This is a genomic window from Bifidobacterium rousetti, assembly GCF_008698235.1.
Lineage (GTDB): Bacteria > Actinomycetota > Actinomycetes > Actinomycetales > Bifidobacteriaceae > Bifidobacterium > Bifidobacterium rousetti.
The window spans coordinates 324,340-349,087 of sequence record NZ_PEBH01000001.1 but is presented as its reverse complement, the minus strand read 5'-3'; the positions used below and the strand labels follow the sequence as shown (position 1 = coordinate 349,087).

General features: G+C 63.5%; 26 protein-coding genes. 4 read left to right on the top strand and 22 right to left on the bottom strand.

Features of this window, described 5'->3' with window-relative positions; all coding sequences use genetic code 11:
* Window positions 1–64: 64 nt before the first annotated feature.
* The 22 genes from CSQ85_RS01675 to CSQ85_RS01570 all read right to left on the bottom strand — a co-directional run bounded on the left by CSQ85_RS01675 (window position 65) and on the right by CSQ85_RS01570 (window position 21,228).
* Window positions 65–484, bottom strand: coding sequence for a hypothetical protein (locus CSQ85_RS01675; protein WP_150382567.1), 420 nt, complete (start codon window positions 482–484; stop codon window positions 65–67).
* Between the two features lie 102 nt (window positions 485–586).
* Window positions 587–1,975 (bottom strand): DUF6273 domain-containing protein, encoded by a 1,389-nt coding sequence (locus CSQ85_RS01670; protein ID WP_150382566.1) that lies wholly within the window; start codon window positions 1,973–1,975, stop codon window positions 587–589.
* A gap of 4 nt (window positions 1,976–1,979) precedes the next feature.
* Entirely contained in the window at window positions 1,980–3,770 is a 1,791-nt protein-coding gene (locus CSQ85_RS01665) for a hypothetical protein (protein WP_150382565.1), read from the bottom strand.
* Between the two features lie 14 nt (window positions 3,771–3,784).
* Complete coding sequence (locus CSQ85_RS01660) at window positions 3,785–6,313, bottom strand: phage tail spike protein (protein ID WP_150382564.1); 2,529 nt, start codon at window positions 6,311–6,313, stop codon at window positions 3,785–3,787.
* 12 nt (window positions 6,314–6,325) lie between these two features.
* A complete protein-coding gene (locus CSQ85_RS01655) occupies window positions 6,326–7,153 on the bottom strand; it encodes a phage distal tail protein (protein ID WP_150382563.1) in 828 nt (275 codons plus the stop codon).
* 1 nt (window position 7,154) lies between these two features.
* On the bottom strand, window positions 7,155–10,541 hold the full coding sequence (locus CSQ85_RS01650; protein ID WP_150382562.1) for a phage tail tape measure protein: 3,387 nt from the start codon (window positions 10,539–10,541) through the stop codon (window positions 7,155–7,157).
* A gap of 15 nt (window positions 10,542–10,556) precedes the next feature.
* On the bottom strand, window positions 10,557–10,889 hold the full coding sequence (locus tag CSQ85_RS01645) for a hypothetical protein (RefSeq protein WP_150382561.1): 333 nt from the start codon (window positions 10,887–10,889) through the stop codon (window positions 10,557–10,559).
* Window positions 10,890–10,927: 38 nt separating this feature from the next.
* Window positions 10,928–11,449, bottom strand: coding sequence for a hypothetical protein (locus CSQ85_RS01640; RefSeq protein ID WP_150382560.1), 522 nt, complete (start codon window positions 11,447–11,449; stop codon window positions 10,928–10,930).
* A 136-nt stretch (window positions 11,450–11,585) separates the two neighbouring features.
* Complete coding sequence (locus CSQ85_RS01635) at window positions 11,586–11,885, bottom strand: hypothetical protein (RefSeq protein ID WP_223846763.1); 300 nt, start codon at window positions 11,883–11,885, stop codon at window positions 11,586–11,588.
* Window positions 11,882–12,415, bottom strand: coding sequence for a phage tail tube protein (locus CSQ85_RS01630; RefSeq protein ID WP_190972831.1), 534 nt, complete (start codon window positions 12,413–12,415; stop codon window positions 11,882–11,884). The genes CSQ85_RS01635 and CSQ85_RS01630 overlap by 4 nt, the downstream gene beginning before the upstream one ends.
* A 178-nt stretch (window positions 12,416–12,593) precedes the next feature.
* On the bottom strand, window positions 12,594–13,010 hold the full coding sequence (locus CSQ85_RS01625) for a hypothetical protein (protein ID WP_150382559.1): 417 nt from the start codon (window positions 13,008–13,010) through the stop codon (window positions 12,594–12,596).
* Window positions 13,003–13,395 (bottom strand): hypothetical protein, encoded by a 393-nt coding sequence (locus CSQ85_RS01620; RefSeq protein ID WP_150382558.1) that lies wholly within the window; start codon window positions 13,393–13,395, stop codon window positions 13,003–13,005. The genes CSQ85_RS01625 and CSQ85_RS01620 overlap by 8 nt, the downstream gene beginning before the upstream one ends.
* The gene (locus CSQ85_RS01615) at window positions 13,395–13,784 is read right to left on the bottom strand and encodes a DUF6093 family protein (RefSeq protein WP_223846762.1); all 390 of its coding nucleotides are present in this window, start codon (window positions 13,782–13,784) and stop codon (window positions 13,395–13,397) included. The genes CSQ85_RS01620 and CSQ85_RS01615 overlap by 1 nt, the downstream gene beginning before the upstream one ends.
* Window positions 13,781–14,365: a hypothetical protein gene (locus tag CSQ85_RS01610; protein WP_150382557.1), complete on the bottom strand. Its 585-nt coding sequence runs from the start codon at window positions 14,363–14,365 to the stop codon at window positions 13,781–13,783. Before CSQ85_RS01610 ends, CSQ85_RS01615 begins: the two co-directional genes overlap by 4 nt.
* 23 nt (window positions 14,366–14,388) lie before the next feature.
* A complete protein-coding gene (locus CSQ85_RS01605) occupies window positions 14,389–14,823 on the bottom strand; it encodes a hypothetical protein (protein ID WP_223846761.1) in 435 nt (144 codons plus the stop codon).
* 1 nt (window position 14,824) lies between these two features.
* Window positions 14,825–15,667 carry a P22 phage major capsid protein family protein gene (locus tag CSQ85_RS01600; protein WP_150382556.1) on the bottom strand — a complete coding sequence of 281 codons (843 nt, stop codon included), beginning with the start codon at window positions 15,665–15,667 and terminating at the stop codon, window positions 14,825–14,827.
* Window positions 15,668–15,689: 22 nt separating this feature from the next.
* Window positions 15,690–16,307 carry a phage scaffolding protein gene (locus CSQ85_RS01595; RefSeq protein ID WP_150382555.1) on the bottom strand — a complete coding sequence of 206 codons (618 nt, stop codon included), beginning with the start codon at window positions 16,305–16,307 and terminating at the stop codon, window positions 15,690–15,692.
* Between the two features lie 14 nt (window positions 16,308–16,321).
* Complete coding sequence (locus CSQ85_RS01590) at window positions 16,322–17,545, bottom strand: hypothetical protein (RefSeq protein WP_150382554.1); 1,224 nt, start codon at window positions 17,543–17,545, stop codon at window positions 16,322–16,324.
* Window positions 17,514–18,941 carry a phage portal protein gene (locus CSQ85_RS01585; RefSeq protein WP_150382553.1) on the bottom strand — a complete coding sequence of 476 codons (1,428 nt, stop codon included), beginning with the start codon at window positions 18,939–18,941 and terminating at the stop codon, window positions 17,514–17,516. Before CSQ85_RS01585 ends, CSQ85_RS01590 begins: the two co-directional genes overlap by 32 nt.
* 2 nt (window positions 18,942–18,943) lie before the next feature.
* Entirely contained in the window at window positions 18,944–19,594 is a 651-nt protein-coding gene (locus tag CSQ85_RS01580; RefSeq protein WP_150382552.1) for a terminase, read from the bottom strand.
* A complete protein-coding gene (locus tag CSQ85_RS01575; protein WP_150382551.1) occupies window positions 19,581–20,702 on the bottom strand; it encodes a terminase in 1,122 nt (373 codons plus the stop codon). Before CSQ85_RS01575 ends, CSQ85_RS01580 begins: the two co-directional genes overlap by 14 nt.
* On the bottom strand, window positions 20,692–21,228 hold the full coding sequence (locus CSQ85_RS01570; RefSeq protein WP_150382550.1) for a hypothetical protein: 537 nt from the start codon (window positions 21,226–21,228) through the stop codon (window positions 20,692–20,694). The genes CSQ85_RS01575 and CSQ85_RS01570 overlap by 11 nt, the downstream gene beginning before the upstream one ends.
* A 303-nt stretch (window positions 21,229–21,531) precedes the next feature.
* On the opposite strand from CSQ85_RS01570, the gene CSQ85_RS01565 reads away from it, so the two are divergent.
* The 4 genes from CSQ85_RS01565 to CSQ85_RS01550 all read left to right on the top strand — a co-directional run bounded on the left by CSQ85_RS01565 (window position 21,532) and on the right by CSQ85_RS01550 (window position 24,706).
* Entirely contained in the window at window positions 21,532–22,545 is a 1,014-nt protein-coding gene (locus tag CSQ85_RS01565) for an IS1595 family transposase (protein ID WP_223846760.1), read from the top strand.
* A gap of 69 nt (window positions 22,546–22,614) precedes the next feature.
* A complete protein-coding gene (locus tag CSQ85_RS01560; RefSeq protein ID WP_150382549.1) occupies window positions 22,615–22,803 on the top strand; it encodes a type II toxin-antitoxin system RelB/DinJ family antitoxin in 189 nt (62 codons plus the stop codon).
* Window positions 22,804–22,853: 50 nt separating this feature from the next.
* Window positions 22,854–23,810 (top strand): DNA-methyltransferase, encoded by a 957-nt coding sequence (locus tag CSQ85_RS01555; RefSeq protein ID WP_150382548.1) that lies wholly within the window; start codon window positions 22,854–22,856, stop codon window positions 23,808–23,810.
* Complete coding sequence (locus CSQ85_RS01550; protein ID WP_223846759.1) at window positions 23,807–24,706, top strand: hypothetical protein; 900 nt, start codon at window positions 23,807–23,809, stop codon at window positions 24,704–24,706. Before CSQ85_RS01555 ends, CSQ85_RS01550 begins: the two co-directional genes overlap by 4 nt.
* The last annotated feature ends 42 nt before the right edge of the window (window positions 24,707–24,748 follow it).

Sequence of the window (24,748 nt, the reverse complement as noted above, 5' to 3'; positions counted from 1 at the left end):
GAGCCGGAGGCCGACACGTCGCACACATTGTTGCTATTGCCGGAGTTCGCGGACCTGCTGGACATCAACCGAGTTTCGAGCCTACCACGCGGGCCTGCCTCAACTGGTTGCGGAGCATGGCCTTCTCGTGTTCGAGCGCGGCCACGACACGGTCGAATCGTCGCGTGTCCGGGGCGAGCCCGACCTCCCGTATGAGTTGCAGGTCCATGATCAGATCGTCGCAGCAGCCGACCGCCTCCAGCCAATGCCGCTTGCGCTCCCATAGCCGCTGCGGGTCGGACGGGTAGAAGTCGGATCCGTGGGTGACGTGCTGGACGAGGCGTTTCGCGTCCTGCACGGTCGGCAACGCCAGCGTGAAACGGTAGCTTTTCGGGATTATCTTCTCGCTGCCCATCAGTCTGATGATCTCCACCTGTATGTTGCGGGCATTGTCGTAGTATCCGAGGCGGCTTTCTCCCCGGTTCCGTGCAAGCACTCCACTCATAACCGATAACCTTTCACCCCCCCCGACGATCCGCCTCCCGGATTTCGCGCCCCTACGGGGCGAAGGGGGCGCACGCCGAAGGCGTGCGCCGGGGCTCGGCTTTCAGCCGAGCGTGAAGCAAGGGCAGGCGCGCCCGGCCGTATAGCGGGCACCGAAACGGTCAGCGGAGCCGGAGGCCGACACGTCGCACACATAGCTGCTATAGCCGGAGTACGCGGACCTGAGCCACCACCATGCGGCGGTGTTGTTCGCCTTCCTGACGCGCGACGCATTGTCCGGGAACACGCTTTTGAGATGCGTGTGCGGGCTCTTGCCGCTCGTTCCCTTGTTGACGACGGTCTCCGCCGAATAGGTCTTCGCGCCGAACACCTCGATTTCGGACAGGCTGAACACCTTGCACGCAAGATTCGAGAAACCGCCCGAATAATTGACGTACGGGATCTTGACCTCGAGAATGCTGTTCCTCGTCGTCGCGGGAAGCGCGTTCAGGAACGCGCCCTGCTCCCACACGTGCAGGTCGGAGGGGGCGTAGTCGTTGACATTGCCCGTGTCGAACGCCATCGTCGTGGGCCACAGGCTGGTCGGCACCATGAGCACGTGATGCTTGTCGTTGACGCCGCTCTGATAGTACTGGTCGATGCCGGCCACCTCGTAGCGCATCTGGTTGCCGGATACGGTGATGTCCATGTAGTCGCCGACGAACAACGCGGAGAAATCGTTCGCACGGGCGCACGCGGCGATGATCTCCGCCGGCGTGGACCCCATGCCGTCGAACGGCAGCCAGCCATCGAGCGGTTCGAAGGACGCCGACGGCACCTTGCCCTTGTATGTGCCGGCCGTGACCTCCTTCTGTCTGGCCGCAGTCCACGCCGCCTTCTCCTCGTCACTCGGACCGGTCTGGACGGCCGTGAACGCCGAGGATGCGGTGACGGTGGGGTCGGAGACGCTGACGGCCTTGATGACGCCCTCGCCGCCCTTCACGTACGTGACGGTGTACGTGTGTTTGTTGCCGTCCGAGCTCTTCTTCGCCACGGTGGCCAGTGTCGTGTCCGAACTGGTCACGGTCAGGGACTTGTCCGTGGCGTTCTCAGGCAGTACGGTGAACACGATGTCCGTGCTGGTCTTCGTGTCGCCGCTGATGGTCGGCTTGTCCACCGTGATGGACGTCACGGGGACGCGTACCGCGACGGTCAGCGTCGCCTTCACGGTCGGGTTCACGGCGCTTGCCACGGTGATGGTGGCGTCGCCTCCCGCAGGCGGGTTCGCCGCGGCCGTGATCGTCCACGTGTTGTTCTCCTTGCGTGTCACGGCGACGAGGGACTCGTTCGAACTGGTGACGTGGTAGCGTTTGTTGCTCGCGTCCGACGGCGCGAGCGTGACCGTCACGTCGATGGATTCGCCGGTTTTCAGCGAGGCCGTCGTCCTGTCCAACGTGATGCCTGTCAACGGTCTGGCGACCTTGAAACCGCCGATGAACAACTGTATGACCATGTTGTTATGCCTCCTTGAAGATCCATACCTCGACGGCTAAGTCAGCCGTCAGTTCGTTCGTCAGTGTCAGACGCAGCGAACCGTCCGGGATTTCCGGAACGTTGTCATGCCCTTGGGCGATGGGCTGGGCTTCGGCCCATAGGCGCACGTTGTCGATGCTGTTCGCGTTGGGGCCGACGAGCAGTTTCGCGCCGGCGGCGTTCGGCACAGGCAGTGTCGCCGTGAGATTGTCGTCGAAGGCGTCCGGCGTGAACGTCACGGTTTCCGTGGCGACGCTCGCCCCCTGTCCCGCCCCGGTGAGCACGCCGTCCACGATGCGGATGGTCGTGCCGTCCACCGCCACCGCCACGCCGCCCGCGTCGGCGGTGACCGCTCCCCCGGTCTTGGGTTTGACCGCGACGCTGCCGTCCGTGACGGTGATGCCCGCCCCGGCCGTCACTGTCGCGTCCGAGCCGTCATGCCCGGCGGGGATGCCCATGTTCACCGTGTACGCCCAGGGCGTGTCCGGGTCTGCGACGAGTTCGAACGTGGGCTGGCTGCCCTCGGGCAGGCTTGTCACCGTTCCGGGCATCAATGTGGGCGTGTGGCCGTCGGGACCTTCGAGACCGGTGGCCTCGAAATGCAGGGTGCGGTTCTCGGGCGTGCCACCGGCTGTGACGGTCAGCCCCGGCGTGGTGCCGCCGGGCACATAGGATGCCGTGACCTCGCTGATGGCCGCTGTGTTCTCTCCCCTGTCACCGGTGACCAGTCCAAGGTCGATGGCCCATTTGGCGCCCACCTTCTCGGCGGACGCGGTCGGTTCGCTGCCTGCGGGCAGTTTCGTGACGGTGCGCACCTCCACGTTGAAATGCTCCGCCGCGTCGGCCGCGGCGGCGGCGCTGGCCGCGGCCGCATCCTGCGATGCCTTCGCCGCGGTCTCGCTCGCCTTCGCCGCGCCGGCGCTATCGGCTGCGGCGTTCTTCGACTGCGTGGAGGATTCGGCCGCGTCGGTGGCGGTCTTCGCGGACGCCGCTGCCTGCGTGGCACTGGCGGAAGCCGCTTCGGCGTGGGAGCCTGCCTGTTCGCTGCTGTCCGCTGCCTGAGTGGCGCTTGAGGCAGCCGCGTCCTGAGATGCCTTCGCCGCGGTCTCGCTCGTCTTCGCCGCGGATGCGCTGGCCGCGGCGTTCGTTTCGCTCGTCTTGGCGTTCTTCTCCGATGCGGCCGCGGCCTTGGCTGACGTGGACGCCTCGTTGACGAGCTCTTCGGCCGTGGCCTTCGCCTGATTGGCGATCTCAACGGCCTGTTCGGCGGTTTTCTTCGCTTCGGTCGCCGTCGAATCCGCCTCCTGTGAGTTCTTCAACGCGTCATGCAGTTCCTTGAGCGGGTCGAGGATTTCCGGGGCCGTGGCCCTGATGACCGCCGCCTCCACGATTACGTCGATGTTGCTGGAGCAGATCACGTCGCCGTTGGTCTTGGTGATCTCCAATCCCGCCACGCTTGTTCGTCCGCCGTTGAGCAGCAGGTGCCGGGACACGTCCGCCGCCCACGCGGCGGTCGTATGGGTTTCGTCCAGCTGGTACGCCTCCAATGTCATGGTGTCGATGCCTCCGCCGGATGTCGGTGATGATGGCGCGATGTTCCATAACAGGCGTGCCGTCATGCCCTCCCCGTTGACGGGCTTGCCCCGGTCCGTGACGATGATGCGTATGCGTCGCCCGTTGATGTCGCCGGCGTTCAACCGGATGGGAGGCACGATGTCGTTCGCCGTGTCGAAATGCACGTCGATGGTGCGGAAGTCGTCAAGCGCTTCTGCCATGGGTTTCTCCTTGCCTATTTGAGTGATAGCGATGCCGACGGGGTGGGGATGTTCATCGCGTCGTAGTCGGCCTGCGTCCATACCCGCTGTTCGCTTTCGTACTGGTCGAGCAGGGTCTTCGCGCCGGCAGTGTCGCCGTCCACGAGCAGGCGTAGGACGTCGTGCAGCTTGCCGAGGGGTATCTCCTCGATACCGGCCGGCATGGTCGCATACGCGTCGGGCGAATCAAGGTCGAGACCCTCGTCCGCGAGTGTCATGAGCCTGCTGTCGAGCACACCCGTATCCGCTGTGCTTGCCGATGCGGCTTTGGTGACGGTGCCGACGCCGTCGGCACTGACCATGACGTGATAGCCGCTATAGACGATCGCGCTGTAGTTGTTGGTGAGGTCGATTCTGGCGTTATGGCTGGGTGTGAGCATCTGGATGCTGGTGTCAGTGGCGAGGATGTCGTATCCATGGTTGCCGACCTCGATGCCGTAGACCCCCGCCCAACCACTGTCCGATGCGACGAGGTAGGCGTTGCCGTTCAGCAACATATACGAGGCGGACGGGCTGATGCCGATGCACGGGTAATCCTGCCCGGATGCCGTGTGGATGACAGTGGATCCCGACTGCCCCTGCGGATCATCACCCACCTCCAAAAACGGCTGGTTGCCGAGCGCGGACGCCTGAAACAGGCTGCTGTAACTCGTCCCGCCCTGAATGGTGAACAGCTCGCGGCCGGAATTGTAGAGCTGTAATGCGTTGCTGCCGCCCACCTTCAGATAATTGTTGTCATCGGGCCCCAAAGTGCTGGATCGCAGGGCGACGTTCCCGTTGTTGTCGGTCATGGTTCCGCCGCCATTGCCGCCCGTCACGTTGAAACCGCTCGCGTCAATGGTTGTCGTGCAGCGTCTGCCATCGACATAGCCGCTGATGCTGATGCTGCCGTCAGTGATCGTGATCCCGCCTCCGTTGGTCAGATCCCAACTGTTGCCTCCACCGTCACTGATACGTCCACGTCTGAGGACGACCTCGCCCGTGGTCAGGTTGATGCTCACCGTGTTCGACGTGTTATGGATGACCCCGGATTCGAAATTGACCTCACCGGTATTGAGATTCCACCAGCTCTTGCCGCCCTTCAACAGGCCGGTCACGATGGTGTCGGCCACCAGTCCGGCTCCCGTGCCCATCGTCCGCCAAGCCCATTCGCCGTTCGACTGCCGGCTGTTGGCGATGCGCATGAAACCGCCCCCGATGTGAATCACCATCGTCGGATTCGCGTCACGAGGCTTGTCATACACGTAAACGCCCTCGTTGGGCACGAAATACGTGTAGCCTCCGGTCGCGTTCATCTGCGCGTTCAACCCGGCTATCACCCCGTCCACATAGGATGGCGTAAGCGAAGCGGCGTCATCCCATGACTGGCGGGAGCCCATGAGCTCCTGCACTGTCTCCTGCACGCGCCTGTCGATGAGCGTGAACGGTTCGATGATGCTGCCCAGGGTCAGTTTCGTGTCCGACGTGTCAAGCAGGTTCTCGTCCAGTTCGGTGACACGCCCCTCGACGCGGATTCCGGACGGCTGGTCGACCAGCTGCACCTTGTCGCCCAAGGCGATGCCGTCCACGTCCAACCCGGCGCGGGCGAACGCCGTCACGTCAGCCTCGTAGGTGATCTGCGGCACCTTCACCTTGTCGAGGTATTCGCGAGTCTCGTCGAGCAGCTGCCGCTTGTCCTCGCATTGCGTGTTCTCGTAGTAGCATTCCACCGGCTGGCGTACGCCGTCCGCATCAAGCACGCCCCATCGTTCGGTGGCCTCCACGTCCTCGACGTAGTCCCTGCCGTTGTTGATGTCCTCGAACGTGAGCTTGCGCTTGTACCCGTCCCTGTCCGCATCCCCGGTTTCGCCGGTGTCGGTGTCCTGCAAGCCCTTGCCGCGCCCATGCACCCGCGTGTACACGAGCCCGGCGCTGTAGGTGCGTTGGATGCTGGACAAATCGGCGGCGTACTCGAACCTGCGCAGGATACCCGTGTCCCTTCCCTGCCGTTCCAGAAGAGACAGTGTACGTCCGGTCACATGATCGTCGTCCGCCGTATAGGAGGCGACGGCCTCCAACCCGTACGTGTCGCAGATGTCCTGCACAGCCTGCAACGCGTTCGTGTCATAGAAGCTCAGGTCGGCGGTCTTGGAGCCTTCCACGGCGCCGACCTTCCATCGTGTGTCCTCCAACGCCTTCGTCAAGCATAAGGTGGCGGTCGCGGACCGGTTGCGCTTGTCCTTGATGCCCTTGCCTTCGAGCTCCGCCATGGACCCGTTGCACACGACGGTCAGATAGGGGCGGCCGTCGGCTCGTATGAGCTGCGGGGATTGGGCGATGTACTCGCGAACCTCCCCCATGCTGTCGAGAAGCGTGATCCGATCGCCGAAGTCGATGGCGTCCGCGCTTCGGAACGCGAGCGTCAGCTGGTCCTTGCCGTTCACGTTGCGCAGCAGACGCGCCTTCGTGGGTTCCGGAACCGGGGCGAGCTGGTTGCCGTCCCGATCGTATCGTGCGAAAAACATGCTTTGCCTTCCCTATATCAATCCCAGCGGGACAAAGGACAGCCAGCCGGATGATAGTGTCCTTCCGTCGGCCGTCGGCTCCCTGCCGATGGTTATCGAATGTCGGCCGGGCGTGAGATTGAACCAGTCGCTGTCCAATGTCAGCCCTGCGAGCGCGGAGCCGAATCGGAGCGTGCGCGTCTCCGCATCGACGACGAGCGGCCTGCCTCCGTCAGCCGCCGCAGGCAGTTTGACCGTCATCGCACGCTCCCCGTTATCCCGGATGAGCACCCGTTCCACTCCGGCGGTGGGTGTGAGTGTGAACCGTGGACGCGTCGGCCTGTTGCCGGGCACGGTGAACAGGAACGCGTCCTCGCCGTCAAGCAGTGGAATCGTCTGGCGCGGATATCGTAGGAACGGGTCCGCGCTGATGGTCAATGTGGTCGTGGACTGGAAGAACACGGGACCCAGGTGGATGTCGTTCCATGCGTCCCGTGAGAGACGCCCATGGTATTCGCCGGGCAGCGCACGCCATTTGACCGTCACATCCCGGCCGATGAGGGTGCCGATGCGCAGCTTTGATTCGGTGGCCTGCTGTTCGTCTCCGCTGATGACGATGCCGAGGCTGATGGACAGTCGGCCGATGGCGGCCGCGCCAGTCTCATCCTCCAACGTCATGTCGATGCCGCCCGACCGGCCCGGAACCTGCTGGAAGCTGGTGGCGATATCCGCGGAGTCGATCTGCAACCACCCGTCAGACGGGTCCGCCCCGTACCAGTCGAGCGGATGCCCGTCAAGGCTCAACGGCGCCACATTGTCCAGATCGTAGCGTCGTCTGGTCAATCCCATGTAGTCGGGCATATCAGAGTCCTCTCATCTTGTCCCGTGTGAACTGCCGGCTCAACGGGCCTGACAGTTCGCCGGCGAGCACGTCGCCGTTGAGGTACAGGCTCCAGTCGATGCCCCGCAACGCGTCGGACACCGCCGCCGCGATCTGCCCGGCGTCCGCACCTCCCGTGTTCCCCGGCAGTTGGAGCACCGGGGAATACCGTTTCGCGGATCCCAGCTGCCCATACGCCTCATAGTCGGAGAACAGGCTTTTCGGGATGCTCATGTTGTTCATCGCATACATGGTCTCGGGACCGTAATGGCGGACCGCTGCGGCCTTGGTGACGAACTCGCCGTCGGCCACTCGGGCGTTGCGCAATTGGATGCTGTCGCTCGTACCGGTGCCGGGTCCACGCATCATGCCCGACACGATGGGGCCTCCCGTCGCATAGCCGGGCAGGAACAGGCCGTTGCCGAACAGGCCTCCGGTCGCGCCCTTGCCGCCCACGCTCACGTTGACGCTGAACACGCTGGACAGGATGCGGTTCATCGCACCCCAGAAGCCTCCAGTGTTCGCGTTCACCTGCACGGTCTTCGCGCCGATGCTCGTATTGTCCACCTGCGTTTTCGCCGCTTGGAACGGCCCGTTGTCGCCCTTGATGACGCCGGTCTTCGGATCGATCTTCCAGCCTTGCGTCTGGCTGAATTTCTGCCAGAACTCGTTGTTGTCGGCTTTCAGGTATCCCGTTTTCGGGTCGATCTTCGCGCCGTTCGCCAACGCGAGGGCCATATCATACTGGTTCTTGTCCAATGTGAGCGTTCCGGTTTTCGGGTCGATGGGCGTGCCAGCCACCTGGCTGATGGCGTTCAACGCCTCCGTGTTGTCGCCGCTGATCTTGACCTCGCCGTTTGGCAGCGTCTGCACGGTCAGTCCGACCTGGTCGAGCATCTCCTGCGCGGTGTCGATGCCAGTGGTGGTCACGTCGATGTTCTTCGACTCGGGCGTACTGTTCGTGGTGTCGATGAGCTGTTGCAGGGCCTCACGGTTCAACCCGTATTTGTCGGCCAGTTGCGCGGCCTCGTCCGCGCTCAGTCCCATGGCCTGCGCGTATTCGATGAACCGGTTGCGCGCATCGTCCAGCATCGGGCCGATGCTTTCCATGCCTTCGCCGTTCTTCGCATGCGCCTCCGCGGCCTTCATCGCGGCTTCGGCCACGTCGTTCAACGCGCTCTGGTTCGCGCGCCCCTGCTCCGTGTTCAGGTCGAGCGAAGCGCCGTTCTGCTGGATGGACTGCGTGGCCTTGTCGAACGAGTCATGAAGGCTGATGTCCGCGTCGGACACGCTCAACGCGAAACCGTAATAGGTGTTCAACGCGTCGATGACCTCCGACAGGGCGGCTCCCTGCTCGTTGACCGCGTCGGCGGTGGCGCCGAAACTGTCCGCAAGAATGTCGGACGCGGATGACGCCTTGCTCGTCGAATCGGTGAGCGCGTCGGTTGACGCTGTAGCGTCACCCGTGACTTTGTTGACCTCGTCCAACGCGTTCTTCTTGTTGTTCGCGGCGGCGGTGGCCTTGTCGTAGTTCTCGGCTTCCTCGTTGATCTGCGAGAGGATGATTCCCGCGAGTTCGCGCTGTTTGCCGCCGGACGCGATCATCTCGTCCGTGACCTTCTTCACACGTGCCATGGCGTCCGCGTTGCCTTCAGCCGCGAGCGCGGCGTCGCTCATCTTGATGCCCACGCCGTCGAGTGCTTCACCGAGGGTCTTATACCCGTAGTACGCCTGTTCAATATTGTCGGGAACAAGCCATGAGTTGTCGATCTTCGCGTTCGACAGGTTTTCGATGATCTGCTTGCTGGCGTCGCCGGTAGACTCGAGTGCGGTCTGCAGCGAGTCGGCGCGCTGTTTCGCTTCGGCGGCACTCTGTGCAAACGACCCCAATGCGGCGGCCGCGATGGTGATGGCAATGCCCCACGGGCCTCCCAGCATGGACATTAGCCCCTGTCCGACGGCGCTCATGCCCTGCATGACTCCTTGGGTTCGGGTGACGGTCGTGCCGAACACCTGCATCTGTCGTTCCGGCCCGGCGAAGGACGCGGTGATCATGGTGAACGCCGACTGGAAGGCCGGCGCCGCGTTGATGACACGCTGGAACGGGTCGATGAGCTGGCCCAGCGTCTGCCCGAACCTGCTCGTGCTGGTGTTCAACGGGGAAAGAGTCTTATGGAACGCGGTCAGGCCTCCGCCAGCGGCCGCGGCGAGCACGATGGTCTGCTGGACCGGTGCGGGCAGTGAACTGAATGCGTCGATCATGCCCTCGAGGCCTTGGACCACGGTTCGCATCGGCCCGTTCGCGCCTTCGCCGAGCGTCAGCAGCAGCGTGTCGAAACTGCCGCCCAACTGTTCGATGTCGCCCTTGAGATTGTCGGTCTTCTTGGCGGCCATCTCCTGCGCGTACCCGGATTCGGACACCGCCTGAGTCCATTGCGCGATGCCGTCCGAGCCTTCGTTGTACAGCACGTTCGCGGCTCGGATGGCGTCGCTGCCGAAGATCGTGGCGAGGGCCTGGTTGCGCTGCTCCTGTGACAGGCCGCTCATGGCGGTCTTCAACTGGCCCGCCAAGCCCTCAAGCCCCACGAAGTTGCCCTGGGCGTCGTAGGCGTTGATGCCGAGCTCCTTCATCAGGTCCGCGGCCTTCGTGCTCGGGTTGGCGAGCGCGATGAGCATCGTCTTGAGGCTCGTGCCGGCGTCGCTGCCGATCATGCCGGCGTTCGCGAACGCGGCGAGCGTTCCCACGGTTTCCGTCATGGAGATGCCGAAACTGTTGGCGACCATACCGGACTGGGACAACGCGTATCCGAGATCATGGGCGGAGCCCTGCGCCTTGCCGGCGCCGGCGGCCAGCGCGTCGGCCACGGATGCGGCGTCACGGCCTGTCAGATTGAACTGGGCGAGCGTGGAGCTCATCAGTTCGGCGGCCTCGCTGACCTCCATGCCGTCGGATGCGGCGAGGTTCAACGCTCCGCTCAGGCCGCCGGACAGGACGTCCGTGGTGCTCATGCCGGCCTTCGCCAGCTCGTTGATGGCGTTCGCGGATTCGGTCGCATTGTATACGGTGTCCTTGCCGGCGTCGATCGCGGCCTGTCGCAGTCGGCTGAGCTCGTCGGCGCTTGCACCGGTGTTGGCCGCCACGTTGGACATGGCCTCGTCGAATTCCGCGTAGGATTTGACGGCGACAGCCATGCCCGCCGCGGCCATGGCGCCGACCTTCATGACACCGCTGGCGAGCATGTCGAGCTTGCCTTTTGAGGATTGCGACTTCTGGCCGATGGCCTCCGTTGAGTTCGCCGCGGATTGCATGCCGGATTCGAATTGTTTCGCGTCGAGCATGAGCCGCATCGTTATCGAGCGTTCGGCCATCGTTCCTCTTTTCTTTTATTGGTTGGGGATGTTGGGGATGATGCGCGTGGTGAGCGCTTCCTCCCTGCTGATCTGTCCGCCCTGCCGTTTCATGTCGTTGCGATAGGCGTCCATGACCTTCACTCGCGCGTCGGTGATGAAGCAGCGTTCGATCTGGGCGGTGGTGTCGCGTTCGCGCGTCTGGTCGTGGCACCAGTCGGATGGGTTCCCGCAGGACGGGCAGAGGGTGGACTCCCATTCGGCGAGCGCGAGCATCCATTCGCGTTCCTGTTCGTCCCATTCGGGTTCTGTCTCCACCACCCATGCGTCGCCGTCCCGGATGATGCGGCGTCGCGGCTCCCAGCCCATCAGCCGTTTGTAGCTGATGCCGAGCTGGCGGGCGAGTTTCAGTTCGTCCCGGAGTTTTGCAGAATGCTGGATGCTCTCTTGAACGCTGCTTTTGGGCCGGCGCCGGTCTCCCTGCCGAGTCCGACGACGGTTTGCAGGAGCTGGGCGCATTGGAAGTCGCTCATGGAGTCCATGAGCGCGGGCCAGTCCATGTCGGGCTGGAATTCGCACGCCTCGCCGGTTTTCCAATGGGCTTCGACGGTGGCTTCGGGGGCGAGCAGTCGCACCACGTTGAACCAGTCGGTGCCTTCGGGGTGCTGCGCGTCCTTTTCGACAGCGGACGCGGCGAGCGCTTCCGCGTAGGCTCGCCCGGTGACGGCCTGCAGTTTGACGACGAGCGTGTTCTCGTCCAACTGGTGTTCGAGCTTCTTGAGTTCGCGGGCCGCTTCGATGCGGTCGGGGTCGGCCAGCTGGTCGGAATGCTTGGACAGCCTGCGGGTGAGTTCATCGACCTTGTCGAGCATGGTCAGGTCGGTGCAGATCTCGAGGCTGCGTTCGGCGCGTTTCACGGTGATGGACATTGCTATTGCCTTTCGACGGAAGTTTTTTGCTGCCTTTCGGGTGTCGGTTCCTCCCGATGTCCCTGAAGAGAGGAGAGCCGCACGGTGGCGAAAGGCAGAAAGCCCACCGTGCGGACATTTTTTCTCCCCGACGCGGTCAGCCCGCGGTGGGTGTGGGTGCGGGCAGTGTCGCGGTTCCGGTCTTACGGGCGAGCGCGCCGCTGGTCGTGTTATCGACCACGGTGATCACCTGTCCTTCCGTGCCGTTCACCTGCCCGTTCTCCGGGAATGCGATCCATCCGCCGTCAGTGGCCACGACGGTGTCGTATGCGACGGCGGGCTTGGCGTTGGCGTCGGTGATCTTGTAGCGCCGCTGGAGCCCTGAATCCACGGGCTCGGTCACGGTGACGGTCTGTCCGCCCTCACGGGCGACGGCCTTCACCGTCAGCGGCGTCACGCTTTTGGGGCCGTGACCTCCGCGGTGTCCGTATACCAAGGGCCTGTGATGCCGTAGGGGATGGTGGAGCGGATTGTGGTGTTCGCCTCGTTGGCGACGTACTGCTTCTCGCCGCATCGGAACGGGTAGACGCTGACCTTCTGGCCTTCCTTGAAGTCCACGTCATAGTCGAGTCCTCGACGGACGACGAAGTAGCCGGTCGCCCCCTCGTACAGGGTTTCGACCGCCTTGTTCGCGGTGTCCTCCAGTTCGGTGTTCGTGTTGTCGATGACGGTCAGCGTCTTGTTGTCGCTGGTCTTCCGGCCGGGGATGTCGTACGTCTGGGAGCTGCACAAACGCTCGTCGGCGATGGAGTCCTGACCTGTGGTCAGCGGCCAGCCGTCGGAGGTCAGATAGCAGCTGATGTCGAGCACGGTCTCGGCCGTGAGCTCGGACATGAGCGGTTTGGACGGGTCGGCGAGCGCCGGTACGACGACGACCTTCATCTTGCCGTCGATGGGGGTCGCCGGAATCGGTGTTCCTTGTGCCATGGTTTATCTCCTTGGTGGTTTCTGGATATGGTGAAGCCGGGGTTTCATGGGCCTCGGGATCGTGGATGGCGGATAGTCCGCCCGGTTGAGCGGTATGAACAGGCCCTCGCGTAGGCGGGGGTCTTGGTCGGACACGTCGAAACGGTGGCCGGTGCACTTGTCCTTGACTCGGATGTACCTAACCATGTCGGCTCCATATGGTTTTCCACCGCAGCACGCGCACGGAGTATGCGGCTGCGGTCACCGTGCCGATGACGCCTCCGGAGTCGCCCGTGTTGTAGGTCTCGGAGTCGAACGTGTTGTTGAGCGCCCCGCATGAGACGCCGTCGGCCACGGGTCTTGCGCCCGTGACCGCGTCGAGCAGGGTCAGGGCCGCGATGTCCACCTGTTCGGGCGTGAGCGCGGCGATGCGCGCTTCGAGCGTGGCCTCGTGGCTGCTGACCTGCCGCGCCTGGCTGACGTCGGAGACGCCGAGGCTGACGGTCAGTATCATCCACGGAGGCTGGTCGGAATCCGTCGGGTGCACGCCCTCGTACCGGCTCATGTAGTCGAGTTCGGGGACGAGCGCGTACAGTGCGGCGCGAAGGTCAGCCATGCGTCATCATCTCCGTCGCCACCCGTTGCACCTGCGATTGCAGTTCCGGCATCTCCTGTTCGCCGAACTCGTAGAACAGGTGGGTGCCTCCGCCTCGTGACGTGCCGAAAAACGCGATGTTGGCGAGACTGTTCACGCCGCCGGAGCGTGGCCCGATCTCCACTCCGACGCCTTCCGCCGAGGGCAGCAGGTCGTAGGAGACGCGGATACGGCGGAAACCGCCGTTGCGTGATCTGGACAGGTCGTCGTTGATGGCGTTCTTGACGTTCAGGCCGGCGCGGCTGAACGTCGGCTTGAACCTGTTCGGCGTCTTCGCGGCCGCAGACCGCCAGTCGGCGGCGAGCCGGTCGAGTTCGCTCGTGTCCAGGGTCATGACGTTGCCCATCAGTCCACCTCCTTGACGTTCCACCGTTCGGCGGTCGCTAGCGTCTGCTCGCCCTGCGGGTTGACCAGCCGGTACGTGCGCACGCCCACGCCGGGATTCGTTGACGTGACGGTGGCGATGTCCCCTGATTTCAACCCCACGGTCCCGTAGGGGAAATGCAGGTAGAGCAGCCAAATCTGCGTGACGCCTCCCAGTTGGGTGCTTTCCGAGCCGATGCCGCCCGCGGTCTGCACCTTGCATGGGCCCGAGTAGATTTCGGTCTCCGGCACGGTCACGGCGCCGTCCGGGCCGGTGACGGGTCGTCCCTTGCGGACGACGCGGCACGTGTCCCGCATCAGGCTGACGGCGTTGCGCCGGGACCTGTCGAGGAATCCGCTGCTGATCCTCACCGGAACACCCCTATGCTCACGCCCATGACGCCGAAACGCCTGCGCAGGCTGCGTTTCGTCGTGTCGGGCAGTTCGGCGGCGTCGATGACCTCGGTACCGCCCTGCGAGTATCCGACCTGCGCGTCATCGATACGCTCATAGGAGATGCCCCTGTGCGCGCCGGGGCCGCCGTCCGCATGCTGGCTTATGGCCGCGGCCACGTACGAGCAGCAGAGACGGACGATGTCCTCGGGGACCGGGTCCCATCCCATGGTGAGCGTGACGGTGACGGTTACCGGAGGACGGTTGAACGGCCCCCACGGCTTGTCCCGGTAGAGCGCGGAGCCGAACCGCACCCAATCGTCGCATTCCTCGCCGTCCAACAGCACGCTTTCGACGCTGCGGACCGCCTTGCACGGCAGGTCGAGTTTGCGAGACTGCTCGCTGGGCAGGTCGATGGTGTACGTGCCGAGCGATATCGGGCAGCCGGCGGCGGCGCGGATGGCGCTTGACACCGAATCCAGCAGGCCTTGCGCCAACTGTTCGTCATCGTATTCGACCTTGTATTTGGCCAGATCGTTCAATGATGCCAATGGTTCCACCCGCGTTCCTCCACTCCTATATGTCAGAATCCGGGCTGGTCGGCCTGCGGCTGGTCCGCGCTGGCCGGGGCCACGGCGATGCCTGCGGTCTTGAGCGCCGCCACGATGGCGGCGGCGTCCGCGCCGTCGGCGATGCTCGCCTGTTTGACGAGGCCCGCCTTCGCCGTGGTCGCCGCCGCGGGTGCTGCGGGGAGGGTCGGCTTGTTCGTCAGATCCGTGTAGGAGCCGGAGAACGAGCTGCTGCCCGCGCCGATGGCGGTGCGCGCCGCGGCCGCGTCAGCGGCCTTCATCATGGCCCTGCCCGTGGCCGTCACACCGGAAAGGGTGTCCACGCTCACGGCGGGGGCATCCCCGCCGGTCGAGCCGATGAGCTGCTGCGCCTCCTCGAGCGTGGAACAGGCGAGCAGCCTACGCCCGAAGTCGCCCACGTAGGGAAGATCCTCGTAATTGCCCGCCATGTCAGGCCTCCAGCGTGTAGGAGACCTTGGCGAGCTGCTTCGGCTTGAACACCTTGCCGCCGTACAGGTGCAGGCCCTTGACCATGTCGGCGAACCGGTTCTGCATGCGCGCCGCCTCCACGCTGGCGATCTGCTGCGCGAACGTGGTCGCCGCGTTCGTGCCGGCGATCAGCGTGAACGCCTTGGTCTTATCGTCGTACGGAGTGTTGTTGCTCACATGGATCTGGAAGCCGGCCGCGGAGCCGACCAGACCGTTCTGCAGCGTGTTGTGCGCGCTTTCCGTGGCGCTGATGAACCGGTTGTCGAGCAGCAGCTGCGCGTACACGTCCGGACTGATGACCACCCAGCGTCCGGTCGTGGGCACGTTCTGCTTGTCGAGGGCGGTACGCAGCTTGACCATCGTGTTGTAGGCGTCGGTCGGCGTGGTGGCGTTGGACGTGACCGCCGGCACCGTGGAGCCCGCGGCGGCGGCCATGAGACCGGCCACATACTGGTCGGCGGCGTCCGCCAGCTGGTAGGCGGCGTTGGACGTGAACTGCGCCTGCAGCCCGCCGAGCGCCTGACGCTTCTCCACGTCGTCCAGTTCGAACGCGAAGTACTTCGCCTGGTCGATGACGAGGCTGCCCATGTCCTTGTCGGACGCGGCCTCGATGGCGATGTCCGTGTGCGCCGTGTAGTCGCCCACGGTGATGTCCTGGATGCCGGTGACGTGCACGGTATCGCCCGCATTGGAGATGTCGCCCTCGTAGTCGCGGTTTGCGAGCGCGCCGAACACGAGCGCCTTCTGGAGTTCCACGATGATGTTCGCGCTCCAGATCTCGGGAATGAAATTAGTGATGGCCATGATGGCCTTCCTCCTTGTCTGGTCAGTTGGTGACGCCGAGCAGGTCGTTGAGACGGCCCTTGTTCTGGGCTTCGACGATCTGTTGCGGGGTCATGTTCTTCAGGTCATCTCGGGTGAGCTGGCCTTGATGGTCGTCGCCGTCCCGCGTTCCGCTGGGCGGCTTGATGCTGACGCCCTTGGGCGTCGTCTCGGCTTTCCCGAGATACGGTTTGGATGCGAGCAGCTGGTCGATGGCGGCGCCGATGGCGGTGGAATCGACCTCACCGTCCTCATTGACCTCGAACGCGGTCAGGTCGAGGTAGCGCAGGGCGTCGCCGGGATCGTTGAGCTTGCCGCTGGCAGCGGCCCTCACTTCCGCTTTGAGCACGCGCTGGTTCGCTTGGGCGATGGCCTGCGCGTTGATCTGCTCGAGCTGCTTGGCCTTCTCGTATTCCGCTTCCTTGCCCTGCAGTGCGGCGAGCTGCTTCTCCACCTCGTCCATGCGGTCGAGGCGTTTGCGCGCATCGTCGAGTTTCGCCTCGAGGTCGCGGTTGACCTTGCGTTGCCCCTCGAATTTCGACTGCCAGTCGTCGCCGTTGTCCGGCGGGGTCTCCTGACCGTCGAGGGTTTCGCCTTCGGGGTTGTTCTGGTTCTCCACCATTGTTTCCTTTCGATTCAGTTGGTGTAGATCTCGCCGCCGGTGGACAGCCATCGACGGAAATTCCTCTCCGCCCGCGCCAGCACCTCGGGGGTGACCGGCTTGGACGTGTCATACGGGTTACGGCCGTCCAACGCGGCCATGTACCGGAGTCTGGCGTTTTCCAGCCGTCGTTGCGCGGCGGTCTGCGTCACCGTGCGCCCCTGACGGTATGTGTTGTTGTGCAGCCACATGCCTTTGCGGATTTCCGGCACCTTCTCGCGCCAGTCGGGGGCGATGATGTAGCCTTCGCGCTCCAACAGCCTGATGGTCTCTTCGCGGCTGCGGGACAGCGCGTAGATGCCCTCGGGCGTGAGCCTGCGTTTCTGCGTGCGCCCCTGCTGGTCCGCCAGCATGCGGGACCAGCCGTAGCGGGTCGTACCCTCCGTGGTGGTCATGAACACGGTGCCGCTCCTACGCCCCTTCCGGGCGCCGAGTCCTTGGATGCCGCGTCGGCTGTTGACGACCTGGAAGATGTCGGCGCCGTCCCGGATCGCCTGCGCGTTCGCCTTGCCGAACCGTCGGTCCTGTTCCTCCCGGCTCAACGCCTGGAAACCTCTCATCGGGTCCGTGACCCATCCCGCGCGTTCGGCCTGCTCCCTTCCCTTGACCGGCAGATGACGTCCATGGCAGTGCGGGTGGCGTAGGAACCCCTCGTTGTACCGGTAGTATTTGCCGGCGAGGATCATGCATCGGCTGCAGCAGTCCGCGGCCTCCACTCGCACGTAGCCGACATCGTCGCGTTGGGCGATGCTCACGCCTGCGGCGCTGCGATGGGTGTCGTCCACGAGCAGCACGGTGAGCGTGCCCAGTTGCTTCAGCCCGAACTGGAGCGCCTGAACCGGCGGCGAGCCTTGTTTGATGGCGTGCAGCACGCCCAGTATCGGCGAGCGGAAGTAGTCGGCCAGGCGGATGCCGCTGGGCGCGTACCCATCGCCGAACGCGAACGTGTCCACGAAACCGTGCGGTTCCACGTATTCGCCCTGTTCGGCGAGCGCCTGCACCGTGTAGTCCACGGCGATGTCCGCGGCCTTGGCCTGCAATACGCCCATGAGTTGGACGAAATCACGGCTTGTCAGCGTCCAACTGGCTTCGATGTTGTTCGGATCGACGCGCTTCCATGCCTTGCGGGCAGCTCGCAGCGCGGTCATTTCGACCGTGGCGAGACGTTTACCGTCCAGTGTCACCGCTTCCAGTGTCATCGGATGCCTCCGTGGTCAGGCTTCGGGCTATCTCCATCATTTCGGGATCGGATTCCTCGTCCTGCTTCATGCGCAGGATGCGTTGGATCTCGTCCTGTGACTGTCCCATCTGTTCGGCGACCCACTGCAACGGGTATCCGAGCTGCTTGTATTTGAGCATCGCGTCGGCCATGAGCGTTTCGCTCCGGTATTGCGGCGTGGCGAACGTCACCCTGCTGTCGGCGATGATGCGCGCCGACGTCTCATCGCCTTCGGTGAGCATCGCCATACGGCAGATGTCACGCAACGGGGATTTCAGGAAGCTGATGCGTTCGATGGTCTTCGACACAAGACCCGCCTCGGCGACCTCGTACCCTGTGGCGGGCACCTCGGCATTGGTCAGCAGATAATGGCCGGGGGTGCGCGTCTCCGCCGCCACATGCTCGACGGCCTTCTCGATGACGGGAATGAACGCCTGCAGGTTCGCACTCGTCCACTCGGCGATGTTCACGTTGTCGCCGGTGAAATGGTAGATGCGTTCCATCACCTGCTTGTCGAGCTCTATGGGCTTCTCACCGACCTGTTCGCCGGTCTGCTTGTCGAACACGGGCTCGACCAGCTCGTCTCCGCCAGTGATGACGCGTGCGGGCAGCGACGCGAAATCAAGCGCGTTGAGCAGATACGCCCAGACGATGTTCACGGCGTCCTGCATGGATTCGACCTGGGCGATGTCGCTGATGGGTGAATTGTCGAGCAGCATCTGGTTGCGGAACTCGCGCATCGGGATCTCCCCGAACGGGTTGACACGTTCCGTGTCCGGCAGGAACTCCCAGCCGTTCACATCCGGTTCCAACCGCTGTTCGGTCACGGTGACCGGTTTGCGCCGCCGCACATCGAACACGCGGTCGGGCAGCAGCAGGGTACCGTATTCGCGTTCGTCGTCCTGACGCACCAGCAGACCAGCCGTCGGGTCTCCTGTCAGAGGATCGTAGATGATGGCCGCGCTGTCGGGATGCTCGAAGCTGATGCGCGCCCCGCCATCCGGCCGCTGCGATACCAGGATGAACGACCGGCCGGCCGTGGTCATCATCAGCGCCGCCTCCTGCAATCCACGCTCGAAATCGTTGCGGTCAAGGCAGCGCATGACATGAGAATCCAGCTGCACGTCCTCATAGGGCGTGAACCCCTTGAACCTGATGCGTTCGACCGGCGCCTGCGCGACGGGAAGACACCAATTGTCGGAGAAGTCGCTGAACCGGTCCGACATGTAGCGTTTGAATTCCTCGCTGGCGAACTTGAGCTTGCCGCGCACGCCCAGCACGTAATCCGTGTGCTGGCGGATGGCGGGACGACGGTTCTGGATCTTCATGGCGAGGAGGTTCGTCACCGCGTTCACCTGTTCGGGCGTATCGTACATTCCTACCTCCTTGTCGAAGACCCCGTGAGCATGTAATTGTGTTTCCTCGCACCCCATCCCGCGGCGCGAGCGTCGCACGCGGCCTCATGGGCGAGGATGCTGGTCACCGCGGCGTCTATCTTCCTGTTCTGCTGCGGTTTGGCCAACCCGTAACGTTCCAACGATTTGGCGACCTTTCTGGCGTTCATCATGTGGGTGCGGGTGATCGGACATCCATCCTGCGTGATCCGCCGGGTCGTCAGATCGGCCTCGAACCGTCGCAGCGCCTCGTAGACGGCGCCGACGCGGCTGGACCCGCTCATCGTCCACGGGATGAACCTGCGCGGACCATAGGCGCGGTCCCACGCCTCGATCTCGCTCTCCCACGACATCTCGTCGCGGAAACCCGGATCGCAGTAGGCGCGTTCTATCCTGTACCGGTCGTTGAGCTCGGCCCACGCGGCCGACACCTCGGCGCGCGGGATGCGGCCTCCCCACTGCTTCGGATTCCATATCGTCGGACGCCGGTCAGGCCCGTACCGTGGCGTGAAGATCAGCCCGGACACGGTCTCCATCTTGATGCACGTCCAATCGTCGTTCTCACTGCCGTCGAACCCGGCGCACACGCGGGTGCCTTTCGGCGGGTTCTCCAACCACAGTTCATGCGCCGGCATAGCAGCTCTCCCACAATCCGTCTTCGAGCCATGCGCCGCCACCCTGCACCAGACGGTTGCCGAAGAACCGTTCCGCCTGCGTCGGGTCGGTCTTCATCAGCGACTTGGCCTCCGATTCAATCGAGTTCAAATCCACCCACGGGCTTCCCCGGTACACGTATTCGAGCATCTTGAGACGTTCGGCCTTGATGTTGAAATCCAACGGGCGCCCATCCCGATGCCGCAGGCTCTTCGCCAGATCCGGGTTCCGGTAGAACACGAACACGTCGTCCTCACCCGTCTCGAACACCTGCTGCGCATACGAGTTCTCACCGGGATCCCAAGCGTTCGTCCACGCATGCGTGCGTCCGCCCATGCCGGCAGCGCCTCGACGCTGCGTGGTCGCCACGGCGATCATCCCGTTCGATTTCGTGTACAGGCCCGCCTCATCCTGTTCAGCGTCCGTGATCGGATTACCCAACCGGGACTTCGCGGAAGCGGTGACCACATCGATGCGGTCGAGGTCCAACGCGTCGGCGTCCCCCTCACGGCCGGGCTGGATGATACGGATGAACGTGTCACGCACCTTCATCATCTCCTTGAGCGGGCCAAGCAGGATTGTGGCGACCAGCGGACGGTACATGTTGCGCACCTGCTCCTCACTGTTCGCGGTCAGCTGGATGAGCGGCGACGGATGCCGTCTGCCCCTCGGCTCGCCGGGATTGTACGGCCACTGCCAGCCGCACGGGCAGCCGTTGTCGGCGCAACGATACGCGTCGCCCTCCTGCGCCCAACCGTCGAACACGACCGGGCCGCACCCCTCGGCGGCGGTGAAAAACGCCGTGCAAGGGCCCTTGCCCCATTTCTGGGGGCCGACGGTCAAAGTCATACGGTACGTGAACGCCTGGTTGAGCACCATGGGGTTATCGACCGTGACCTCCTCCGGAGGCACATACGGCGCGTCCTCACGCACCCGCCACCTGTTCGCCGCCAGCCAGTACTGCCAGTCGGACAGTTGGACCGGCCTGCCGCGCAAGGGGCCGTCAGGCTGCCGGCAATGCCGTTCTATCCACGCGCACACCAGATGGCCCAACGTGGGGAAATCGATGATCCACTCGTCATCGGCCATTGCCGCTCATCCGCCGCTGATACACGTGCGGCCTGTCGTCACCGGCCTCACGCTCCTCCTGCGCCTCTCGGCGACGCTTCTCGGCGAGACGCCTCGTGAACTCGCTGTCCACAACAGGCGACTGCGAGTCATCCTCCGCGATCTTCCAACCCAACGACGCCAATCCGGCGGGACTCAGACCGATGCGATCGGACAGGCGAAGCATGAGCACACGATCCGACGTCTTCGCCCCCGGCTGTTCGCACAACACGAACATGCGGCAGTACATGGCGAGGTCATGCACCATGTACCGGTATTGGGCGAGCTTCCACGCACGCGCCTGCGGCTGCCTCCACAGCCACTTCCACACCTCGGCCTCACGCCGGTTCGTCTCATCGTCGGGCAGCGGCAGCAACGGGAACTTCAACGGTCTTCCCGAATACTCCGTGTTCGGCAGGGCGCGCAGCGTATAGCCGCGACGCTCGCTCGTCCTCGAATTCGGGTCCGGCGGCGGCCCCGAACGCACACGCCTTCCTCCACTGGTCATGATCACTCACCTCTCGTCAGGGCCTTGCGCCCAAGCGACAGACGGGCAAAAGCCCCTTGCGGGCCCGCCCGGATTGACATTTGAAACACGCGCACCCGCGAGACACCTCTCCGGCGGTTCCAGCCCAACACACGTTCACCCCCACCCCCCGTGTCGAAAAAACGTTGAGATTCCAACATTTTCAGCGTTTTCGACCGGTGTCGGCGAGGGATGTGCGGTGTTCCTGCTTTTTGTTTGGGTCTGTTAGACCAAAGTGTTGGTTTCTGACTTGCATAGTAGCTACGAAGTGCATACAATGGCGGTATGAGCAAGTGGAACAGGGCTGCGAGGCTGGTGAGCAGTGTCAGGGACGGGCTGTCCCTGCTAGACGACGACGAGCGTCGTCGTGCGATCGAGGCCCTGCGTTCCATCGTGTACGAGGACATGTTCGGCACCGGCTCTCAGGAGGTCCCGGCCGATGCGTGCGTGAAGTGCGGCTCCATCGCCATCAGGAAGAACGGCAGGACCAAGAACGGTAATCAGCGTTGGTATTGCAAGGACTGCAACCGCACGTTCACCGCCAAGGTCGGGCGCGTCATGGGCATGTCCAAGCTTTCCGTGGAGACGTGGATGACGTACATCGAGGCGTTCATCGACCAGTTGTCCCTGCGCGCATGTGCCGAGAAGTGCGGCGTGTGCCTGCGTACCGCGTGGTTCATGCGCCGTCGCGTCATCGAGTGCATCCAGCGCTACAACCCCTCGTTCAACGCCTGCGCCGGGGACCGTGTGGAGATCGATGAGACGTACTTCCGTGAGAGCTACAAGGGCTACCGGAAGGGCACCATGCCCCGCCCGGCCCGCAAGAGCAACGGCAAGGCATCCAAGAGGGGCCTGAGCAAGGAGCAGGTGTGCGTGGTCACCGGCATCGACGACGAGGGCGCGTCGTTCCTCGTAGTGTCCGGGCGTGGCTCCCTCGGCCGTGAGCGTGCGTTTAAAGTGCTTGATGGCCGTATCGGCAAGGGCGCGCTCGTGGTCACCGACAAGGCCGGGGCGTATCCGGCCGTGCTGGACCGTCTCGGCGCGAAGCTGGAGCAGCAGGACTCGCACGCGCACGCGATCAACCGCATCAACAGCCTGCACTCGCGCCTCAAGGACTTCATGCACGGCTTCAAGGGCGTGTCCACGAAGCACCTCCAGTCCTACCTGTCGTGGTTCAAATGGACCGAGGCGTTCAAGAGCGGCGTCATCGACCAGCGCAACACCGTGGGCCGTCAGCTCGTCAACGGCGTGTACCGCATCACCCGACGCATGTACGTGGGCATGCCCATGCCCGTGTGACACATGGTGTCACCTGTCATGTCGGATGGGTTACGATGTGGTTACCTATCCGATTGAAAGGACGGCTCCATGAGCATTCCCACGACGACCATGCGAATAGACCCGGAACTCAAAGACGAGGCGAACAAGGTGTTCGACGAACTCGGCCTGAGTCTGTCCGGCGCGGTGACGATCTTCCTCAAGGCGGTGGTGCGCGAACAGGGCATCCCGTTCAGCATGAGCGTCAGACCGGACGATAACGGCGACGGGAACAGGTGACATACCGTCTCGCATAATCGACGGTATTGACGGAAAGGCGAAGCAGTACGATGCCTAAGAAGGTCGCAGCCATAGATCACCCCATGCTGGACGTGTCCATGCCCGATCGCAGAAGCATGGACATGAGCAGCATGTTCATACCGGGCGATCCGCCGGTACAGGAATCGACAGGGTTCCCCGATGGCGTCCTGTTCCTCGGGGACAGCATCGAATGGATGAAGCACATCAGGGACGAATCCGTTGACATGGTGTTCGCGGACCCGCCGTATAACATCAGGAAGGCCGACTGGGACGATTTCGGCTCTCAGGAGCAGTACATCGAATGGTCGATGACGTGGATAGAACAGGCATCACGCATCCTCAAGCCGACCGGTAGCCTGTACATCTGCGGTTTCAGCGAGATACTTGCCGATCTCAAGCACCCGTCGATGAGGTACTTCGCATCCTGCCGGTGGCTGGTGTGGTTCTATCGCAACAAGGCGAACCTCGGCAAGGACTGGGGCCGGTCGCACGAGAGCATCCTTCACCTACGGAAGAAGGACTTCAAGCACATCAACTATGATTCCGTGCGCATACCGTATGGCAAGCACACGTTGAAATACCCGGACCATCCGCAGGCGGACTCGTCGCAGTACGGCCGCAAGGGCAGTCACTGGACACCCAACCCGTTGGGCGCGAAGCCGAAGGACGTCATCGAGATACCCACGACGTGCAACGGCATGAACGAGAAGACGCCGCATCCCACGCAGAAGCCGGAGGAGCTGCTGCGCAAGCTCGTCCTCGCGGCAAGCAACGAGGGGGACGTCATCCTTGACCCGTTCTCCGGCTCCGGCACGACGGCGGTGGTCGCGTCCCAGCTGCATCGCCTATGGCTCGCGTGCGACGAGAACGCGGAGTACAACCAGTGGGCCACGGAACGTCTCGACGCCATAGACCACTCACGGACGATAGAGCAGTGGATGGCGTTCGACAGGGACAACTACGAGAGAAGGCGATCGATACGATGATGACGCTACGACAGCTAGCGGAGTGGGCGCAGGACAAGGACAGGTTCACCACCGTGGGCGATTGGGCCGATTTCTGCCGTGAATACCTTCAGTACGTGCATTCGGGCGCGTTGCAGGCCGTCATCGTGTCCACGAACGAGCATGTATACAACTTCTACCAGTACGGCACTGACGGGAACTTCAAGATCACCCGGCCCCTCAACAGCGATCTGATGATAACCGATGACGAGTTCGACTCCGCGGAGCGCACCGTGATGTCGGCGTTGCATGACATACGCGGCATCGAGCACGACGCCGACGCGAGACGGACTCTGAACAACTTCGTATACACTTGCCAGCAGTCCATCGGTGCCGCCCTTGATTCCCTGCCGAGCGCGAACACCGCCCGCAAACTCAACGGCGATCTGTTCGAGAAGTACATCCGCCGCATCCTCAACGAGATCGGCGCGAGGACCGAGGAGGGCACCGTGCAGGTGCCCATACGTGTCGAGGGCGTGGAGCCGTTCAACATGGCGTACCAGCACGATCTGATCGTGAAGAGGGACGGCGAGACCAAGGCGATCGGTTCGGTCAAGACGTCGAGCAAGGACCGCATCGACAAAATCTTCATCGACAAGTTCATGTACAACGCATTGACGGACAGCGAGGACATGCCCCATTTCGCGGTGTTCCTCAACGACGTCCAGAGGGCGGGAGGGAACGACATGCGGCGGCAGAGGGTGGCACAGACGTTCCTCACCGGCCATTTCAAGGGGTATACCATCCGTCTCAATCCGTTGGATGGCGTCTATTACTGCGACCTCAGGCCGATCATGCGCACCGATGATCTGCTGAGACAGCAGATCAGCACTCTTGATAACCTGCTCGTCACGGACGTATGGAGATTCATGGAATAGCCCTTATGAACGCATAGGACGCTCGTAGCGGCCCTATCGTTC

Coding starts and splice junctions, on each gene's coding strand:
- CSQ85_RS01675 (WP_150382567.1), bottom strand. CDS start 484: ATGAGTGGAGTGCTTGCACGGAACCGGGGAGAAAGCCGCCTCGGATAC.
- CSQ85_RS01670 (WP_150382566.1), bottom strand. CDS start 1,975: ATGGTCATACAGTTGTTCATCGGCGGTTTCAAGGTCGCCAGACCGTTG.
- CSQ85_RS01665 (WP_150382565.1), bottom strand. CDS start 3,770: ATGGCAGAAGCGCTTGACGACTTCCGCACCATCGACGTGCATTTCGAC.
- CSQ85_RS01660 (WP_150382564.1), bottom strand. CDS start 6,313: ATGTTTTTCGCACGATACGATCGGGACGGCAACCAGCTCGCCCCGGTT.
- CSQ85_RS01655 (WP_150382563.1), bottom strand. CDS start 7,153: ATGCCCGACTACATGGGATTGACCAGACGACGCTACGATCTGGACAAT.
- CSQ85_RS01650 (WP_150382562.1), bottom strand. CDS start 10,541: ATGGCCGAACGCTCGATAACGATGCGGCTCATGCTCGACGCGAAACAA.
- CSQ85_RS01645 (WP_150382561.1), bottom strand. CDS start 10,889: ATGGGCTGGGAGCCGCGACGCCGCATCATCCGGGACGGCGACGCATGG.
- CSQ85_RS01640 (WP_150382560.1), bottom strand. CDS start 11,449: ATGTCCATCACCGTGAAACGCGCCGAACGCAGCCTCGAGATCTGCACC.
- CSQ85_RS01630 (WP_190972831.1), bottom strand. CDS start 12,415: ATGGCACAAGGAACACCGATTCCGGCGACCCCCATCGACGGCAAGATG.
- CSQ85_RS01625 (WP_150382559.1), bottom strand. CDS start 13,010: ATGGCTGACCTTCGCGCCGCACTGTACGCGCTCGTCCCCGAACTCGAC.
- CSQ85_RS01620 (WP_150382558.1), bottom strand. CDS start 13,395: ATGGGCAACGTCATGACCCTGGACACGAGCGAACTCGACCGGCTCGCC.
- CSQ85_RS01605 (WP_223846761.1), bottom strand. CDS start 14,823: ATGGCGGGCAATTACGAGGATCTTCCCTACGTGGGCGACTTCGGGCGT.
- CSQ85_RS01600 (WP_150382556.1), bottom strand. CDS start 15,667: ATGGCCATCACTAATTTCATTCCCGAGATCTGGAGCGCGAACATCATC.
- CSQ85_RS01595 (WP_150382555.1), bottom strand. CDS start 16,307: ATGGTGGAGAACCAGAACAACCCCGAAGGCGAAACCCTCGACGGTCAG.
- CSQ85_RS01590 (WP_150382554.1), bottom strand. CDS start 17,545: ATGACACTGGAAGCGGTGACACTGGACGGTAAACGTCTCGCCACGGTC.
- CSQ85_RS01585 (WP_150382553.1), bottom strand. CDS start 18,941: ATGTACGATACGCCCGAACAGGTGAACGCGGTGACGAACCTCCTCGCC.
- CSQ85_RS01580 (WP_150382552.1), bottom strand. CDS start 19,594: ATGCCGGCGCATGAACTGTGGTTGGAGAACCCGCCGAAAGGCACCCGC.
- CSQ85_RS01575 (WP_150382551.1), bottom strand. CDS start 20,702: ATGGCCGATGACGAGTGGATCATCGATTTCCCCACGTTGGGCCATCTG.
- CSQ85_RS01570 (WP_150382550.1), bottom strand. CDS start 21,228: ATGACCAGTGGAGGAAGGCGTGTGCGTTCGGGGCCGCCGCCGGACCCG.
- CSQ85_RS01565 (WP_223846760.1), top strand. CDS start 21,532: ATGAGCAAGTGGAACAGGGCTGCGAGGCTGGTGAGCAGTGTCAGGGAC.
- CSQ85_RS01560 (WP_150382549.1), top strand. CDS start 22,615: ATGAGCATTCCCACGACGACCATGCGAATAGACCCGGAACTCAAAGAC.
- CSQ85_RS01555 (WP_150382548.1), top strand. CDS start 22,854: ATGCCTAAGAAGGTCGCAGCCATAGATCACCCCATGCTGGACGTGTCC.
- CSQ85_RS01550 (WP_223846759.1), top strand. CDS start 23,807: ATGATGACGCTACGACAGCTAGCGGAGTGGGCGCAGGACAAGGACAGG.